At 35.6% G+C, this 14794-nt stretch carries 15 protein-coding genes and 1 tRNA gene; 8 read left to right on the top strand and 8 right to left on the bottom strand.

All coding sequences use genetic code 11. The annotated features are described in order from the left end of the window. From bfr to NHG98_RS02500, 3 genes are read right to left on the bottom strand one after another with little or no spacing between them, the layout of a single operon-like run. A complete protein-coding gene (bfr, locus tag NHG98_RS02510; RefSeq protein ID WP_259245533.1) occupies positions 1–540 on the bottom strand; it encodes a bacterioferritin in 540 nt (179 codons plus the stop codon). After that, on the bottom strand, positions 537–1022 hold the full coding sequence (locus NHG98_RS02505; protein ID WP_096616943.1) for an RDD family protein: 486 nt from the start codon (positions 1020–1022) through the stop codon (positions 537–539). The genes bfr and NHG98_RS02505 overlap by 4 nt, the downstream gene beginning before the upstream one ends. Beyond that, the gene (locus tag NHG98_RS02500) at positions 1022–1651 is read right to left on the bottom strand and encodes an HAD family hydrolase (protein ID WP_096616945.1); all 630 of its coding nucleotides are present in this window, start codon (positions 1649–1651) and stop codon (positions 1022–1024) included. Before NHG98_RS02500 ends, NHG98_RS02505 begins: the two co-directional genes overlap by 1 nt. Positions 1652–1804: 153 nt before the next feature. Here NHG98_RS02500 and NHG98_RS02495 point away from each other — a divergent pair, with 153 nt between their 5' ends. After that, on the top strand, positions 1805–2719 hold the full coding sequence (locus NHG98_RS02495; RefSeq protein ID WP_096616947.1) for a hypothetical protein: 915 nt from the start codon (positions 1805–1807) through the stop codon (positions 2717–2719). A gap of 363 nt (positions 2720–3082) precedes the next feature. Here NHG98_RS02495 and NHG98_RS02490 read toward each other — a convergent pair whose 3' ends face one another. From NHG98_RS02490 to NHG98_RS02470, 5 genes are all read right to left on the bottom strand, one after another. Then, positions 3083–3262 carry a hypothetical protein gene (locus NHG98_RS02490; protein WP_259245532.1) on the bottom strand — a complete coding sequence of 60 codons (180 nt, stop codon included), beginning with the start codon at positions 3260–3262 and terminating at the stop codon, positions 3083–3085. Positions 3263–3393: 131 nt separating this feature from the next. Next, positions 3394–3516, bottom strand: coding sequence for a hypothetical protein (locus NHG98_RS02485; RefSeq protein ID WP_259245531.1), 123 nt, complete (start codon positions 3514–3516; stop codon positions 3394–3396). 582 nt (positions 3517–4098) lie between these two features. Further along, positions 4099–5931 carry an ATP-dependent zinc metalloprotease FtsH gene (ftsH, locus tag NHG98_RS02480; protein WP_259245530.1) on the bottom strand — a complete coding sequence of 611 codons (1833 nt, stop codon included), beginning with the start codon at positions 5929–5931 and terminating at the stop codon, positions 4099–4101. A 12-nt stretch (positions 5932–5943) separates the two neighbouring features. Further along, the gene (tilS, locus tag NHG98_RS02475) at positions 5944–7236 is read right to left on the bottom strand and encodes a tRNA lysidine(34) synthetase TilS (RefSeq protein ID WP_259245529.1); all 1293 of its coding nucleotides are present in this window, start codon (positions 7234–7236) and stop codon (positions 5944–5946) included. Positions 7237–7413: 177 nt separating this feature from the next. Further along, positions 7414–7893: an OmpA family protein gene (locus NHG98_RS02470; protein WP_182319815.1), complete on the bottom strand. Its 480-nt coding sequence runs from the start codon at positions 7891–7893 to the stop codon at positions 7414–7416. A gap of 276 nt (positions 7894–8169) precedes the next feature. On the opposite strand from NHG98_RS02470, the gene NHG98_RS02465 reads away from it, so the two are divergent. The 7 genes from NHG98_RS02465 to NHG98_RS02435 all read left to right on the top strand — a co-directional run bounded on the left by NHG98_RS02465 (position 8170) and on the right by NHG98_RS02435 (position 14651). Then, positions 8170–9585 carry a gluzincin family metallopeptidase gene (locus tag NHG98_RS02465; RefSeq protein WP_096616736.1) on the top strand — a complete coding sequence of 472 codons (1416 nt, stop codon included), beginning with the start codon at positions 8170–8172 and terminating at the stop codon, positions 9583–9585. A gap of 20 nt (positions 9586–9605) precedes the next feature. After that, positions 9606–10682 (top strand): rod shape-determining protein, encoded by a 1077-nt coding sequence (locus NHG98_RS02460; protein WP_096616734.1) that lies wholly within the window; start codon positions 9606–9608, stop codon positions 10680–10682. 251 nt (positions 10683–10933) lie between these two features. Beyond that, the gene (mnmA, locus tag NHG98_RS02455) at positions 10934–12046 is read left to right on the top strand and encodes a tRNA 2-thiouridine(34) synthase MnmA (protein WP_096616732.1); all 1113 of its coding nucleotides are present in this window, start codon (positions 10934–10936) and stop codon (positions 12044–12046) included. Continuing rightward, positions 12037–13422, top strand: coding sequence for a WD1261 family protein (locus NHG98_RS02450; protein ID WP_259245526.1), 1386 nt, complete (start codon positions 12037–12039; stop codon positions 13420–13422). The genes mnmA and NHG98_RS02450 overlap by 10 nt, the downstream gene beginning before the upstream one ends. Positions 13423–13482: 60 nt before the next feature. Next, positions 13483–13989, top strand: coding sequence for an inorganic diphosphatase (ppa, locus tag NHG98_RS02445; protein ID WP_096616730.1), 507 nt, complete (start codon positions 13483–13485; stop codon positions 13987–13989). Between the two features lie 75 nt (positions 13990–14064). After that, on the top strand, positions 14065–14211 hold the full coding sequence (locus tag NHG98_RS02440; RefSeq protein ID WP_259245524.1) for a hypothetical protein: 147 nt from the start codon (positions 14065–14067) through the stop codon (positions 14209–14211). 349 nt (positions 14212–14560) lie between these two features. Continuing rightward, positions 14561–14651: transfer RNA gene (locus NHG98_RS02435), tRNA-Ser, on the top strand. Positions 14652–14794 lie beyond the last annotated feature (143 nt).

Raw genomic sequence — 14794 nt, 5'->3', positions numbered from 1 at the left:
CTATATTTGTGTTCTTAAATAGTTTTCAACACCCATTAGTTCAATAAGATCGATCTGCTTCTCAATCCAATGGAAGTGCTCTTCTTCATTTTTTAACATCTCTTCTAATAACATTACACTAACAAAATCTTTTTCTTTCTCAGCGATAGAAGTCGTTTCTTTGATATCCTTAATACCTTTTCCCTCTAATTTCAAATTAGCTTCTAAGATTTTTTGTATTGTATCTTTTGTAAACTTTCCATCATACTTTGAGATTCCATTTGTATCTTGAAAATTTGGGACTCCTTTAAACAACAAAATTCTTTCTGCCAACTTGTTTGCATGTTCAAGTTCTTCGTTAAGCTCATTTTTTACCTTTTCTGCAAGTCTATTAATTCCATTGTTTTTGAGAACCGCAAAATGCAAAAGATACTGGCGTACAGAAGTCAGCTCATTGGTCAATAATTTGTTCAAATGTTTTACTATCTCTTCATTCATAATCTTCCCTGAGTTCAATTTATCAGCATAATTTACATGATAACGATAGTTATAGCAACTCATTTAATAGTTCCTTTGATAACAACCGTATTAAATAGCATGTCGTGGTATGTCTGTTTTTTCTTAGAGAAGCAAGCAACTAGATACCAATAGAGGGTGAGCAGCACTATAATTACTTTCAATGCACTCAAGACATTCACTAATACCTCCTGATCTTGCAAAAATTCAGTAAGGACAACTACTACACTGTTTAACAAAGGAAGAAAAAACTGGGAAGTGCTTCTGTCAAACGCTAAATTCAAGTCTATTTTAGAATAATCTAAATTGATAGTATATATATTCATTAACTGTTGACCTGGAGTTGCTTGGGCCTTTGAAGATATAAAATATGTGAAGTAACTACAATTTACACACATGTATGATAGATGTAAGATCAACGGAGAATCCTCTAATAGCAGTATAATTAATAAAGTTGGAATTAATAAAATTGCTACATCTATTAAATATGCGCAAAAGCGCCTTTGTATACTGGCAATCTCTGTCATTACCTATCTTCTAAATACTTTATTATAAAATCTGTAAGTTTATCAAAATGTTGAAAACATAACAAACCGCTTATTGATTGACCGTATATAATAGGTAAACAATTGGCATTTTGTGCACACAGAACATCTGTGATGCTATCACCAACGAAAAACACATTTTCTCTATTTATAGGTAACGTACTCTCCTCTAGTACAAATAGCAGTGGAGTTGCAGATGGTTTATCTTCCGCAGTATCGCATGAACCAACTACTCTTTCAAAGTAAGAATCTAGTTTAAAATAGGCAACTTCTTTACGTAAATTAGTATTTTTCTTATTACTTACTATTGCTAGATAAATATTGTGGCTTTTCAGTGTCTGCAACATTTTCTCTACTCCTTGATTCAGAGCAATGTTTTGCAATAGTGCATCATCTAAATATTGTTGATATATCTGATTTGCTTTTTTCCACTGATCGCCAAATAAATTGACCATATAGCTCTTTCTCGACTCATGGGAATTTCTATCGGCAGCTTTATTACTATACCCCATTGAGTTTATGGTATGCTTAATAGCATTAAAAATGTTATCTTGAGTGTCAACTAAGGTATTATCCCAATCGAATACTACTGCTAGTTGACTATCCTTCATCTCTTATATGGTTATACATTTTAACTTAAGTAAGTAAATAGCATTTTAATAAAAAAAATATAAATAGAACGCTCTACCACAAGTTATGTTAACTGTTTTTTATATAATTAGCTAATATACTCGTTATATGATATATTTTAATAGGTAGCAGGTATGGCGCAGACATCTAAAGAAAGTGTTGAAAAAAAGTTTAAAGATGTTTTTGAACGTTCTCCAGGTGCTTTTCCAGAAGGCACCTCATTAGAAGAGAAGGTTAATTATATTGCAAAAGGAACCAAGGCTCTAAAAGCTGTAAAAAGTAAGGAGCTTGAGAACAAAATGGAAAATATTGCAAAGTTAAACAAAGAACTTGAAAAACGACAAAGACAGAACGACGAAGAAATAGATAAACTTAGACGATCAACACAAGAGTTAAGGAAAGAGTTTGGTACAAGTAAAAGAAAGAAATCTAATAATAAAAAACTTGAGCAAGGTGAAAAGGATAGTGCACCTCAGCCACAAGAAAATCAAAAAGAAGAAGGGCTTTTTAGTCTCCTGAAACGCTTTGTTAAGAAAATATTAGAAAAACTTTTAGGTGAAGATGAAAAGAGCGTAGAGAATACTCATGACATGAGAGAAGCTGCTCAAAGAAATACACTAAATAACGAGGTGCAACAAAAAAGTATGGATCAGAGTTCTTTCATAAATATAAATGGAGAAGAGTTCAATTTAGAACCGGAAAAGGCTTTTAATTATCAGGATAAAGCTCTTAAAGTTAGTATTACATATAATAGTCCTGAGACAAAGCAAAATCTGCAGCAAGATACAACTTCTCTCAATATTGCTAATGCGATTAACTTAAATATCAATGGTAAGGAATATAATGTACAACCTGGTAAGTCTTTCAATTATAAAAATCCCGGCTTAGAGATCAGCGTAATAAACGGTCATCAACAAAGTAAGAACTTTGATAGAATTTTAAATCAGGACCAAAGTGTAAGCGAGGGTTTGAAGCAGGCAACAAAGCTTGAAAACCCAACGATAACACCTGTTAATACTCCTAAAGTAAATACAGGTCGTGAAAGGTGATCCGCTTTCAAGCTTCATTATACCGCCACGAACCGTCATTCCGCCGCGGTATCTCTTAGCCGCTAACAAGAGATCCCGCTAACAAGCAGCGGGATGACGAATTGCTTAACCTTCATTCCGCCACGAACCGTCATGCCACCGCGGCGCTAACAAGAGATCCCGCTGCGGGATGACGGTTGTCAGGCTAGCCTGTCATCCCAGTGCCCAGACACTGGTTTACTTTATGATGATGTCATGAAAGTAACTTTCCATCCAAAAGGGTGTCATCCCAGTGCGTGACACTGGGATCTCATTTCGTAACTTCATAGTATAAATTATTTCAAATTGTATCTATTTGCAAATATAGTAATTTTGCATAAAAAATTAGATCCCAGTGTCACGCACTGGGATGACAAGAAGAGGGCTACTCGGATGATAAATAAAGGAGCACTGGCATGACACCTGTAGCCCTACGTCATACCGCGATTCATTCGCGGTATCTCTAGATCCCGCTAACACGTAGCGGGATGACGAGGTTATCGTCATACCACCGCAGACCGTCATACCGCCGCGGCGCTAACAAGAGATCCCGCTAACAAGCAGCGGGATGACGAATTGCTTAACCTTCATTCCGCCACGAACCGTCATTCCGCCGCAGACCGTCATACCGCGATTCATTCGCGGTATCTCATCCGCTAACAAGAGATCCCACTAACACGTAGCGGGATGACGAATTGCTTAACCGTCATTCCGCCACGAACCGTCATTCCGCGATTCATTCGCGGTATCTCATCCGCTAACACGCAGCAGATCGTCATACCGCCGCGGTATCTCTTAACATAGATCCCGCTGCGGGATGACGGTTGTCGGTGAACCTAAGTTACTTTAGCCACAAACATTAAGCAAACGAAAAAAAAGGCAAAAGAAGCCCTGGTCATTGTCTATTTTCTGTATTGGCGTTTTTTAAATCTTAAACACTGCAATTTAGCTGCTTTTAAACGTAACTCACCTTAGTTTAAATGTTTAAGAAATTTACTAAGCAGAAAAAAAGGCAAAAGAAACCCCGCGTTAGCTAGTTGTCACTCTCTAATCCTGCAAATTGGCGTACTATACTGTCTTAAACGCTTTGTAAGCGCGTTTCAGCTTATATAGGTAAAAACCTAGAAATATTGTGAAGACATAAGGTGCTCATAGTGCAAAAAATTAAAAATAAGACGCCAATTACGTTGTTTTCTTGCTGTTTAATCTGCACAGATGAAGATAACTGAATACCTTCAGTTTCATAATAAGGGGGCTGGCGAGGCTTGTCAAGTAGTTTTTAGCCCCGTTTCTGTGAGCTACCTGATGACACCATTGCTGCAGCTAAAAACTTTCATTTTAACAGTTAAACAAGGCCAAATTTAATAGAGAGAGGATTTTTTTATTTTCTCATTCTTCTCATTTTTCTCTCTAACAATTTTTTTTCCGCTTAATATGTCCTTTATTTCATCTCCTGTTAAAGTTTCAAACTCCAGTAGATTCTCGGCAATGAGATCTAAGCCTTTCTTATGCTTGGTCAAAATGTCTTTCGCTTTTTCATAGCAAGAAGACACAACTTTCTTCACTTCTTCATCTATAAGTTTTAACGTATCTTCAGAAATTATCTCAGAACCATGCATAGTTTGTTCGCGATTGTGATAGATCGGACCTATTTTGTCGCTCATTCCCCATTTTGTTACCATGGAACGTGATAAATCTGATGCTAGTTTTATATCTGAAGATGCGCCGCTTGTGACTTTATCGTAGCCAAAAATTAGCTCTTCTGCCACACGTCCACCCATTGCAACAGTTATATCTGCTAGCATCTTTTCTCTTGTGAGGGACACTCTATCTGTTTCTGGTAGTCTCATAACTAAACCGAGTGCCCTACCGCGTGGAATAATTGTTGCTTTGTGTATAGGATCAGAAGCAGGCATATTAACAGCAATCACCGCATGGCCAGCTTCATGGTATGCAGTCAGTCTCTTTTCCTCTTCTGTCATAATGAGAGATCGCCTTTCCACACCCATCATCACTTTATCACGTGCATATTCGAAATCATCCATGGTAACAATCTTCTTGTTTCTTCTTGCAGCAATAAGCGCAGATTCGTTCACTAAATTTGCTAAATCAGCCCCTGAAAAACCAGGTGTTCCTCTTGCAACTGTTTTCACATTGACATCAGGGGCCATTGATATTTTCTTTATATGCGTATTTAATATTTTCTCGCGCCCATTTATATCGGGTAAAGAAATAGTAATCTGCCGGTCAAAACGACCAGGCCTAAGCAGTGCTGGATCTAAGACATCCGGACGGTTAGTCGCAGCAATTATTATTACGCCCTCATTAGACTCAAAGCCATCCATCTCAACTAATAACTGATTTAATGTTTGTTCTCTTTCGTCATTACCACCACCAAGACCAATGCCACGATGTCTACCCACCGCATCTATCTCATCTATAAAAATTATACAAGGAGCATTTTTCTTGCCTTGATCAAACATATCACGAACACGGCTCGCACCAACACCAACAAACATCTCAACAAAATCAGATCCAGAAATGCTAAAGAATGGCACATTAGCTTCTCCTGCAATTGCACGAGCAAGTAAAGTTTTACCAGTTCCAGGAGAGCCAATTAAAAGGCACCCTTTTGGTATTTTTCCACCTAATATTTGAAATTTTTGCCTTTGTTTAAGGAAATCAACGATTTCTACTAGCTCTTCTTTTGCTTCATCAATTCCGGCAACATCATCAAATGTTACTTTTTTCCCACTAGTCATGAGTCTAGCCCTTGACTTGCCAAAGCTTATAGTTCTGTTGCCCCCCGCTTGTGTTTGTTTAAGAAAGAATAGCAAAAAGCCAATAAAAATAAATGTTGGGACCCATGAGATAAGTAATCCACCAATTACGTTCATGGCAGAATCTCCAGTTAAAAAGGAGAATCTCACTTTTCTATCATGTAAATTTTTTATTAGGTCGCTATATATAACACCGCTTGAGTTGAAACTTGAACCATCCCTAAACTTGCCCTCAATGCTCTGGTTTTTTATGACAATATTTTCTACATCATTGTCTTCTAGTCTAGTTAAAAATTCCGAAAAAGGTATGGTTGTTTTACTTCTACCTACATTTCCGCTGAACTGAATATAAGCAACTGAAATAAGAACAATAATTACTAACCAGATCAATAAGCCTTCTAAAAATTTTTTCATTTTTATTTCTAACTAAACACTAATCAAGCTTATCAAATTTTGTTTTATTGTGCTATTAATAATGCATTGAACCTTATCGTCATTGGTATTTTTTCCGTTATAATTTACATCAGGATAAGCAAGCACCTTTCCATCTTTTTGTACTGTAGGCAAAGAGTAGAAAACTTCAGGGCAGCAGTTGTAATCCTTCAGAAATTCAGGAACTTTTTGTGTTTTTTTTAATGGAGCGATGATAACTGAACACTCTTGATTTCCGAGTATTGTGCAGCTAAATCTGTTATCCCATTGAGTAGGTTCATTTAAAGGTAGGTTTACAGTAATTTCTTGTATCCTTAACGATTCTCTAATTATTAAGATATTTTCTCCATATTTTCTTATTTTGCACCCAGAAAGTGTGCAGTTAACATTACTATCCTTTTGCAATATTTTATTAAATATTACGATAAGGCTGTTGTACCTTGGTTTATAATGTTTACTGGCAATTGCCATTATAGAGTAAAGAAGAATCCTCAAGGCTATTTCCTCTGGCAATTGATAAAATTCACTTAGTTTAATTTCAATATAACCAAGATCATGAACATTAACACAGTCATTAAATGCAAGGCGTGTGTAGTGCATCAACGCTTTTGCAGCTCTTTTCATATGAAGGGCTGTGAGGCATATTCGCTCTGTTAAAATCTCTTGATTGTTACTTACTTTAAGTAAGCTACGGTATAAAGTTCGCCTGTATTTTAAGTTATAGTTGCTTCTATCTTCGATCCATTTTAACCGGTGAAGCTTAGCGTACTTTTCTATTTCACTACGACTAAAATTTAACAATGGCCTAAATATATAAATACCATTTAAGAAAGATTTGTAATCCATTGATGATAATCCATCTACGCCACTACCTCGCTCCAATCTTAATAAGAACGTTTCTGCTTGATCATCTTTGTGATGAGCAACGAGCAAACATTTAACATTATTGTTTTTACACCACTCTGCTAGTAACTTATATCGTGCTTTTCGTGCCTGTAACTGAATATTACCTTTAATATTTTGCTTCTCCCAATTTAATATGAACGATTCCTTTGCTCCAAGCTCTTTTGCATAACTTATAACAAAATCAGCTTCTTTTTGAGACTCTGAACGTAACCCATGATTTACTGTTAATGCTATAGGAAGTGAAAGCTTGTTTTTTTTTGCCCAGTTAGTCATTAAGTGCAGTAAGACTATACTATCTACACCACCTGATACTGCAACTGCGATTTGGTTATGGAAAGCAAAGCTATTAGCTATATTTTGAAATAATAACTCTAATTCCATTATGTTTCTTGATGGCCAGATAGTCTCTATGTCATACAGCAACTTATTTGTGGTATATATAGATCCAACTAACAAGGAGCGAAATATGACAAGTTTGTCCTTTTTTGTCTACCCCAGTGCCCTTTCTTTATGTCATCCCAGTGCTTGACACTGGGATCCAGGTTTTAATGCAAGAAACTATTTCTTTATTCCAGAAAATGAAAATTCTACTCTACGATTTTTAGCATGCTCTTTTTCATATTTAGAATTTCTAGAATCATCTTTTACATTAACCAAAGGCTCAGTTTCACCTTTAGAAGCAGTTTTTATTCTGTTTTCTATGTAGGGTGTACAACTAACCATAAATTTTTTAGCTGCATCTGCCCTTCTAGCGCCTAGCGCAAGATTATATTCATGAGAACCACGGTTGTCAGTGTGACCAGTTAAAGTAACCTTCGCGTCAGGGTTATCTTGTAACACCTCCATTACGTCAAGTAATGCATCTGCACTTACTTCAGTAATATTAGATTCATCATAACCAAAGAAAACTCTTTTATCACCTATCTGCTTAACAACAGAATTTATTTTATTTGTTGTATTTGCTCCTTTTTTTGGGCAAGAACTTACACCAGTAAGTAATAAACAAAAACAGCACATTATAACCAGTCTACTCCACATTACTAAACCTCCATAAATTTTAAATAGTGCGTAACTTTAATTTGAGCACCTAATATCTCCCCATATTGTAACATAGTCAAGAGAAATAAAATACTAAATACTTTTTCTACAACCTTACAATTAATTTTCTTATAATATGCTGGACTCTGAGTAGAAAAATCCAATAAAGGAATAAAAAGTACAATTTTTTATTGTACTTTAAGCAAATATACTTTTAACTTTATTATTAATCTATTACGATATTAAACAGATGTTTTCTAAAACAATGAACAAATTATGAAATCTTATAAGTTTTTAGAGGAAGTATTATATAGAGTAAAGAATATCGAAAATACGCTAAAAGTACTAAACCAAAGCCAATTGAATATAGAGGACAAAGTTGAACAAATGAGTCTTCTAGAAGAAATCAGACATGAAATTATCTCTCATGACGCAATAAAGGAATCATTAGCAGATGCTCTTGGTAACAAAAAAAGTGCAAATATTCAGCAGCTAAAGTTAATAGAGAGAATACATAAAAGCAACAATGCTGTTCCTATTAATCTAGTAAAGTCTTTATCCAAAGCTAAGGTTGAATGCCAAAATTTATGGAAACTATCTCATTCTGAAACCAGTAACTTAGAAAAACTAAAAGAACGTTTTACTGATTTAATCAAACTCATTCGCGAAGTAGCTTCTATAAAATCGCAGCAATTAAAATGCTCAAAATACGACTCACTGCTTGCTGACTATGACTCTGATATCACAGAAAAGAATATAAGGGAAGTATTCCCCAAGGTAGGCAAATTTTTTAGCGAAAATGTGGATAAAATAATTGAAAAGCAGAAAAAGGATAAGGTTACTAATATACAAAGAGTTGCTACTCAGAAGCAGATTGAACTTGGCTCGTTATGTTTACAGCAAATGGGTATTGCACTAAATGAGATTCGTACTTCTTATTACTACTCTATAGATTATGACGAGTCTGATTTTTGTTATGGTTTATTTTCACTTTTACGGCATAGTGGTTATGCAATTTATCAAAAATGTTTAGCGCAAAATTCTATAAGTAGCCCAATTACGAGACATGTTATGTATGAAACTCAAGGGTTATTCATGGAAAGGATGATTGGAACATCCAGAGAATTTATTGAGTTCATTCAACCACACATAAAAGAGAAATTTGCTATAAAAAGCAAAACTAATAGTAGTGTTGAAAATTTGTACTTGGTTTTCAATGAAATAAACCTTTCCTCTTCTTTAAAGAACACAGATGAATTTAGTCTGTTAGCTCATATTATGTTGAGAACTAGGTTAGAACAGGATATAATAAATGGTACATTGGAAGTTAAGAATCTGCACGATGCGTGGCTGGAAGGTATGAAGCACTATAAAATTCCAGTAAAAGCTAAAAATGAGCTGGACACTTATTTTCAAGATGAATGTTGGGCAAGCGGTGTTATGGGCTACTTTCCTATAAAAATCATTGCTTTAATTGCTGCTGTGCAGATTTTCTCTTTCGTTAAAAAGAATCATTACGAATCATTAAGTGCTATAATAAAAGGAGATTTTAGTTTACTTATCAGTTGGTTATCTCAAAATATATACAGTGCAAAGTGTGGCTTGGAACTGCTAAAAAAAGTAACAGGCAAGGGTTTAGAAGTTGAGTGTGTTACTTACTACCTATCTGAAAAGTATAATTTGTCTCAATAAATGGTTTTCTTGAGTTATGTATGAATTTTGTTCGAAAATTAACTGGAAAGTTTTATAGCCTTTTTACTTTCAAAGGTTTGTTTGCTAGCGATATTGCCATAGACCTTGGTACTGCAAACACGTTAGTTTATCAGAAAAATCAGGGAATAGTGCTTGATGAGCCTTCAGTTGTAGCAAGAATAAAAGAAAAAGGAAGTTACGTTCCTTATGCTTTTGGTAAAAAAGCTAAAATGATGCTTGGAAAAACGCCTGGAGAAATAGAGGCGATAAGGCCCTTAAAAGATGGAGTCATTGCTGATTTTAAAAGTGCGGAAGAAATGCTAAAATATTTCATACGCAGTGCAAACACAAAATTCACTGTTAATAAACCTAATATTATCATATGCGTTCCATCTGGATCCACGCCAGTTGAAAGGCGTGCTATACAAGATGCAGCAGAAAGTGCTGGTGCAAATGAAGTATTTTTGATTGAAGAACCAATGGCTGCAGCAATCGGAGCTGGGCTCCCGGTTACTGAACCTGAGGGTTCTATGATCGTTGATATAGGAGGCGGTACAACTGAAGTTGCAATTATTTCTTTAGGTGGAATTGTTTATTCACGTTCTGCCAGAGTAGGTGGCGATATTATGGATGAAGCAATAAAATCGTATATTCGTGAAAATCATAAGTTATTAATCGGTGAAACAACCGCTGAGAAAATTAAGAAAAGCATAGGTTCAGCCAGTCTGCCAGGTGAAAATAACAAAGAGGGAATGATAATTAAAGGCAGGGATTTAGTGAGTGGCATGCCAAAAGAAATGCTTTTATCAGAGTATCAAGTTGCAGAGAGTTTAATAGAGCCTGTACATCAGATAATTTCTGCTATTAAGACTGCGCTGGAGAGCACTCCACCTGAACTTTCTTCTGATATAGTCGATAGAGGAATAATTTTATCCGGTGGTGGTGGATTATTGCGTAACTTAGGCAAAGTTATCAGTGAAACAACAAAATTACCGGTTCGTGTTGCAGATGAACCACTTTGTTGTGTTGCCTTGGGTAGTGGAAAAGTGCTTGAAAACATGGATTATTTTGGCCATGTTTTATTCAAGCAAGATTGATCACGATTTTGGTTGTTGAAATTTTTCAATTTTAAGGTTCTCAAGAAATATTTCTTATTGTGAAATCGTGCATAAGTTGCACTAACTCTTTCAATTTTCATATTGTTCTGTACAATATCTATAGCTAGAGTAATAGATTTACCTGCAATTTGATAAGCGTAAAACTTGTCATTCCGCTACTTGTTAGCGGAATCTATCCGCGGCGGTATGACGTAGGGCTGTGCTAGCTATATTAATAAACTCGGATAACCATGCTAAAAGAATTTGAAATTGAACCTCTGCTAAAAGATAAAGCTCCGCACCAGACTAAGGCTGTTGTTGCAATGTCCGGGGGAGTTGATAGCTCGGTTGCTGCAGCACTGCTACATAACCTTGGGTACCAGGTGATAGGTGTGACTCTTCAACTCTATGGCACTGACGGTAATGCTAACGCAAGAAAGGGTGCATGCTGCGCTGGACAGGATATTTATGACGCTAAGCGCGTGGCTGAAAGTGTTGGCTTTCCTCACTATATTTTAAACTACGAGGAAATATTCAAAAAGGAAGTAATAGAGGATTTTGCAAGTACCTATATGCGTGGGGAAACTCCCATACCATGCGTAAGATGCAACCAAACGGTAAAATTTCGTGATCTATTGCAAGTTACAAAAAATCTTGGTGCGGATGTGCTCGTAACAGGACATTACGTGAGAAGATTAGAAAAAAATGGTGAGGTAAAGTTGTGTAGAAGCATTGATAAAAGTAAAGATCAAAGCTATTTTCTATTTGCTACAACAAAGGAGCAGTTGAAGCTTTTGCGATTTCCACTCGGTGGGTTCTATAAAAGTGATATAAGAAAACTAGCAAAGTATTTTAGTTTGCAAATTTCTGAAAAACCAGACAGCCAAGACATATGTTTCGTTTCCGAAAGCTATAGCAAAACAATAGCTAAACTAGCTCCACGATCTGTACAGAAAGGCAAAATAGTGGACATTAAGGGAAGAGTGTTAGGTGAGCACAGTGGCATAGTAAATTTTACAGTGGGCCAAAGAAGAGGCCTCGGTATCGCACACAATGAACCTCTTTATGTGATAAAAATTAATACAGAAAATAATGAGGTTATAGTCGGGCCGATCAATGCTCTAATGCAAAAAAAGATATTGGTCAAAGAGTTAAATTGGTTAGAACAACCAAAAGAAGGCATGGAAGTAACTGTGAAGCTCAGGTCATCACATGCAGGAAGTTTAGCAACAATACATTCAACTGACGAAAAAAATAAAGCCTGTGTCATTTTAAACGACGATTACTTTGGCATTAGTCCAGGTCAAGCCTGTGTAGCGTATAAAGATGAGCAAGTAATTGGCGGTGGATGGATATGCTCTTAACTAAAGGCTTTAATGCAGAGTGTAAACGTACAATAATATTTATTGCTATTTTACCCCATATCACTTATACTATAAAGCAGGACGTTATAGGTTTTGCAATGGTAAAAGAAGTTGAAGAGCTGATAAAAATTGTTGGTAAGGATAATTTATTAGAGACGTTATTTATTTTTTTAGGTAGCTTTCAACATGTTGGTTTGTATTGCAACATGGATGGCAGAAATCATGTTGATTTACCTGCATTTATTAGAAAAGAAGAAGAACCATTAGATAAATATTTTAACTTAAAATTCAGCCTACAAGGGCTATTTTTAATTTATATTCAAGCTTATGAAGCTCTTGTAGAGAATACTCAGCTAAATACTCAAGAAGTAATTGATAAAATATATGCTGCAATTGAAAATAAAAGAATGTCTACTAGTCGTACGGTGCTGAAAGAACTGCTAGAGGAAGTTATAGATCGAGCAGAATTGACAGAAGATCAAAAAAAATTAAAGCTTCTTAACGTTTTGGCAAATCCAAAGAGAAACCCAGTATTTGAAACAGTAGAAGATTTTGAAAATAAGGTATTTACTGACATCAAAAAACTGTTAAATGAAAAATCTGATAAAGAGTTTTATTTTAATAAATTTGTTATCGATTGTTACTATTCTATTCATCAAGATATAAAAGTAGATAGAGATGTGGCTTTATTATTTTCTCTATTATATCCTTTGGGAGGTAGTTATAAGAAACCTTTGTCACCTGACAAAATAACAAAAAGAGAAGTACTAGAGTTAGATAGGAATTTGTTAATAAACGATTATATAGTGCTTTTATCCAGTATACTACATAAAGAAATTAATCTAACAAATGAAGACGGAATAATTAAGTATAAAATCTATCATGATAGTATAGATTCGAGGGAAGAGAACTTGAAGGATGTATACAGATTATATACTATAAATGCAAAAAATACCCTAAAGCAACTGCTAAAAAACCAAAACAGCGATGAATTTGAGCAATTAGTAACAAGCCCTGAGAATATATACTACTCAGTGTTGCCAGAAGAGAATGAATATGAGCCAAATTTCATTGTCAGCAAGAAAAATCATAAAAATACAGTCTGTAAACTTATTTTAGGTGTGTTTGTATTATCTGTTGGGTTATATGTTGCTGATTATTTCCTTATGGAGCAAAAATTATTTAATCCAATGAAAGGTGTCCTACCACAGGATAATTTTGTTAATCTAGTAATTGCTGCGGTGCTTACTATCGTAATAGTGTATGCTTTATTTCAGTTATTGAAATCACCACAGGAACCACCGCTTTCAACAGTCAATGAGATGATGAATGAAAATTTAAAACCGCTCATGCAAAACAAGCCTAGAACTACATAAATGTAGCAACTTAAAAGCATATATTGTATAATGCTTATTCTTAAGTTAAGAAGGTAATTTATGGATTCAAGTAAAATAACAGCGGGACCAAATGCGGTGAATGTGGTAATTGAAATAAGTGCAAATGCTGAGCCTGTAAAGTATGAATTTAATAAAGAGCTTGGGTTGTTACAAGTTGACAGATTTTTGTCTACCTCAATGACTTACCCTTGCAATTATGGGTTTATACCAAATACCTGCGCAGGTGATGGTGATCCTGTGGATGTTTTGGTGCTAACTCAATTTCCCTTAGCATCTAGTGTTTTAATATCGGTGCGTCCAATAGGCGCATTACTCACTAAAGATGAAAAAGGAGAAGATGAAAAGATATTAGCTGTGCCTATTTCCAGTGTTGATAGCTATTATGACAATATAAAGGACTATTCTGACTTATCTAAAAACCTATTAGATAAAATTGCTCATTTCTTTTCTCATTATAAAGATCTAGAAAAGGGAAAAGAGGTAGCAGTTGGAGAATGGGTTGGTATAGAAGAAGCAAAGAAAATCATTGAAAAAAGCAGAAGTTAGTTTTTATTGATTTATAGCTAAAGTGGCTTAGGTTTGCCTACAATTTGAAAAACAACAAATTCGTCATTCCGCTACTTGTTAGCGGCTGAGATACCGCGCACAACTGTACGAATATTCATTCTTGAAGGTAAACTGCACAGCAAATGGTGTCATTCCAGTCTGGAATCCAGCTTTTTCATCCAAGACGGCAGCGCCTCCTTCTTCTGTCATCCCAGTGCTTGACACTGGGATCTCATTTTACTTTATGATGATGTCATGAAAGTAGCTGACACTGGGATCCAGAAGACTTAATTTCAACCAAATAATAAAGGCTAGATCCCAGTGTCACGCACTGGGATGACAAAAAAGGAGCACTGGGATGACATCATAGGGGCGCTGGCCTCCTGCTAGACAACGTTCGTACAGCTATGGAATGAATCGCGGTATGATGTAGGGAGACCTTTCTTGGGTTAGCTATAGATTTTTGTACCACAGATCTAAAAATTACAGTTGTTCGGAAAAATGTTGCAATTAAAAGCATTAGACAGGCGGTAGAGGTCTTGGTATTATATAATCTTTAGGTTCTAAATTTGGAAGGGTGGCCGAGCGGCTGAAGGCGGCGGTTTGCTAAACCGTTATACGACCCAAAAGTCGTATCGAGGGTTCGAATCCCTCTCCTTCCGTATACTGTTTAGCACGGTCTGAATTCGCTATATTGGCATGTTTTAGCCTGTTTGCCTGATCTTATTGCAATGGTTTTTTTATTTCCGTCTTTAGCTATTGAAAAGTTGGCTAGCGTTGACTCAGTATTTATTATAGAATTGGT

It is taken from the genome of Wolbachia endosymbiont of Aedes albopictus, assembly GCF_024804185.1.
In the GTDB taxonomy this organism is placed as follows: domain Bacteria; phylum Pseudomonadota; class Alphaproteobacteria; order Rickettsiales; family Anaplasmataceae; genus Wolbachia; species Wolbachia pipientis_B.
The sequence above is the reverse complement of the archived record's forward strand: the minus strand, read 5'-3'. Positions and strand labels throughout refer to the sequence as shown.

Coding starts and splice junctions, on each gene's coding strand:
- bfr (WP_259245533.1), bottom strand. CDS start 540: ATGAGTTGCTATAACTATCGTTATCATGTAAATTATGCTGATAAATTG.
- NHG98_RS02505 (WP_096616943.1), bottom strand. CDS start 1,022: ATGACAGAGATTGCCAGTATACAAAGGCGCTTTTGCGCATATTTAATA.
- NHG98_RS02500 (WP_096616945.1), bottom strand. CDS start 1,651: ATGAAGGATAGTCAACTAGCAGTAGTATTCGATTGGGATAATACCTTA.
- NHG98_RS02495 (WP_096616947.1), top strand. CDS start 1,805: ATGGCGCAGACATCTAAAGAAAGTGTTGAAAAAAAGTTTAAAGATGTT.
- NHG98_RS02490 (WP_259245532.1), bottom strand. CDS start 3,262: ATGACGGTCTGCGGTGGTATGACGATAACCTCGTCATCCCGCTACGTG.
- NHG98_RS02485 (WP_259245531.1), bottom strand. CDS start 3,516: ATGACGATCTGCTGCGTGTTAGCGGATGAGATACCGCGAATGAATCGC.
- ftsH (WP_259245530.1), bottom strand. CDS start 5,931: ATGAAAAAATTTTTAGAAGGCTTATTGATCTGGTTAGTAATTATTGTT.
- tilS (WP_259245529.1), bottom strand. CDS start 7,236: ATGGAATTAGAGTTATTATTTCAAAATATAGCTAATAGCTTTGCTTTC.
- NHG98_RS02470 (WP_182319815.1), bottom strand. CDS start 7,893: ATGTGGAGTAGACTGGTTATAATGTGCTGTTTTTGTTTATTACTTACT.
- NHG98_RS02465 (WP_096616736.1), top strand. CDS start 8,170: ATGAAATCTTATAAGTTTTTAGAGGAAGTATTATATAGAGTAAAGAAT.
- NHG98_RS02460 (WP_096616734.1), top strand. CDS start 9,606: ATGAATTTTGTTCGAAAATTAACTGGAAAGTTTTATAGCCTTTTTACT.
- mnmA (WP_096616732.1), top strand. CDS start 10,934: ATGCTAAAAGAATTTGAAATTGAACCTCTGCTAAAAGATAAAGCTCCG.
- NHG98_RS02450 (WP_259245526.1), top strand. CDS start 12,037: ATGCTCTTAACTAAAGGCTTTAATGCAGAGTGTAAACGTACAATAATA.
- ppa (WP_096616730.1), top strand. CDS start 13,483: ATGGATTCAAGTAAAATAACAGCGGGACCAAATGCGGTGAATGTGGTA.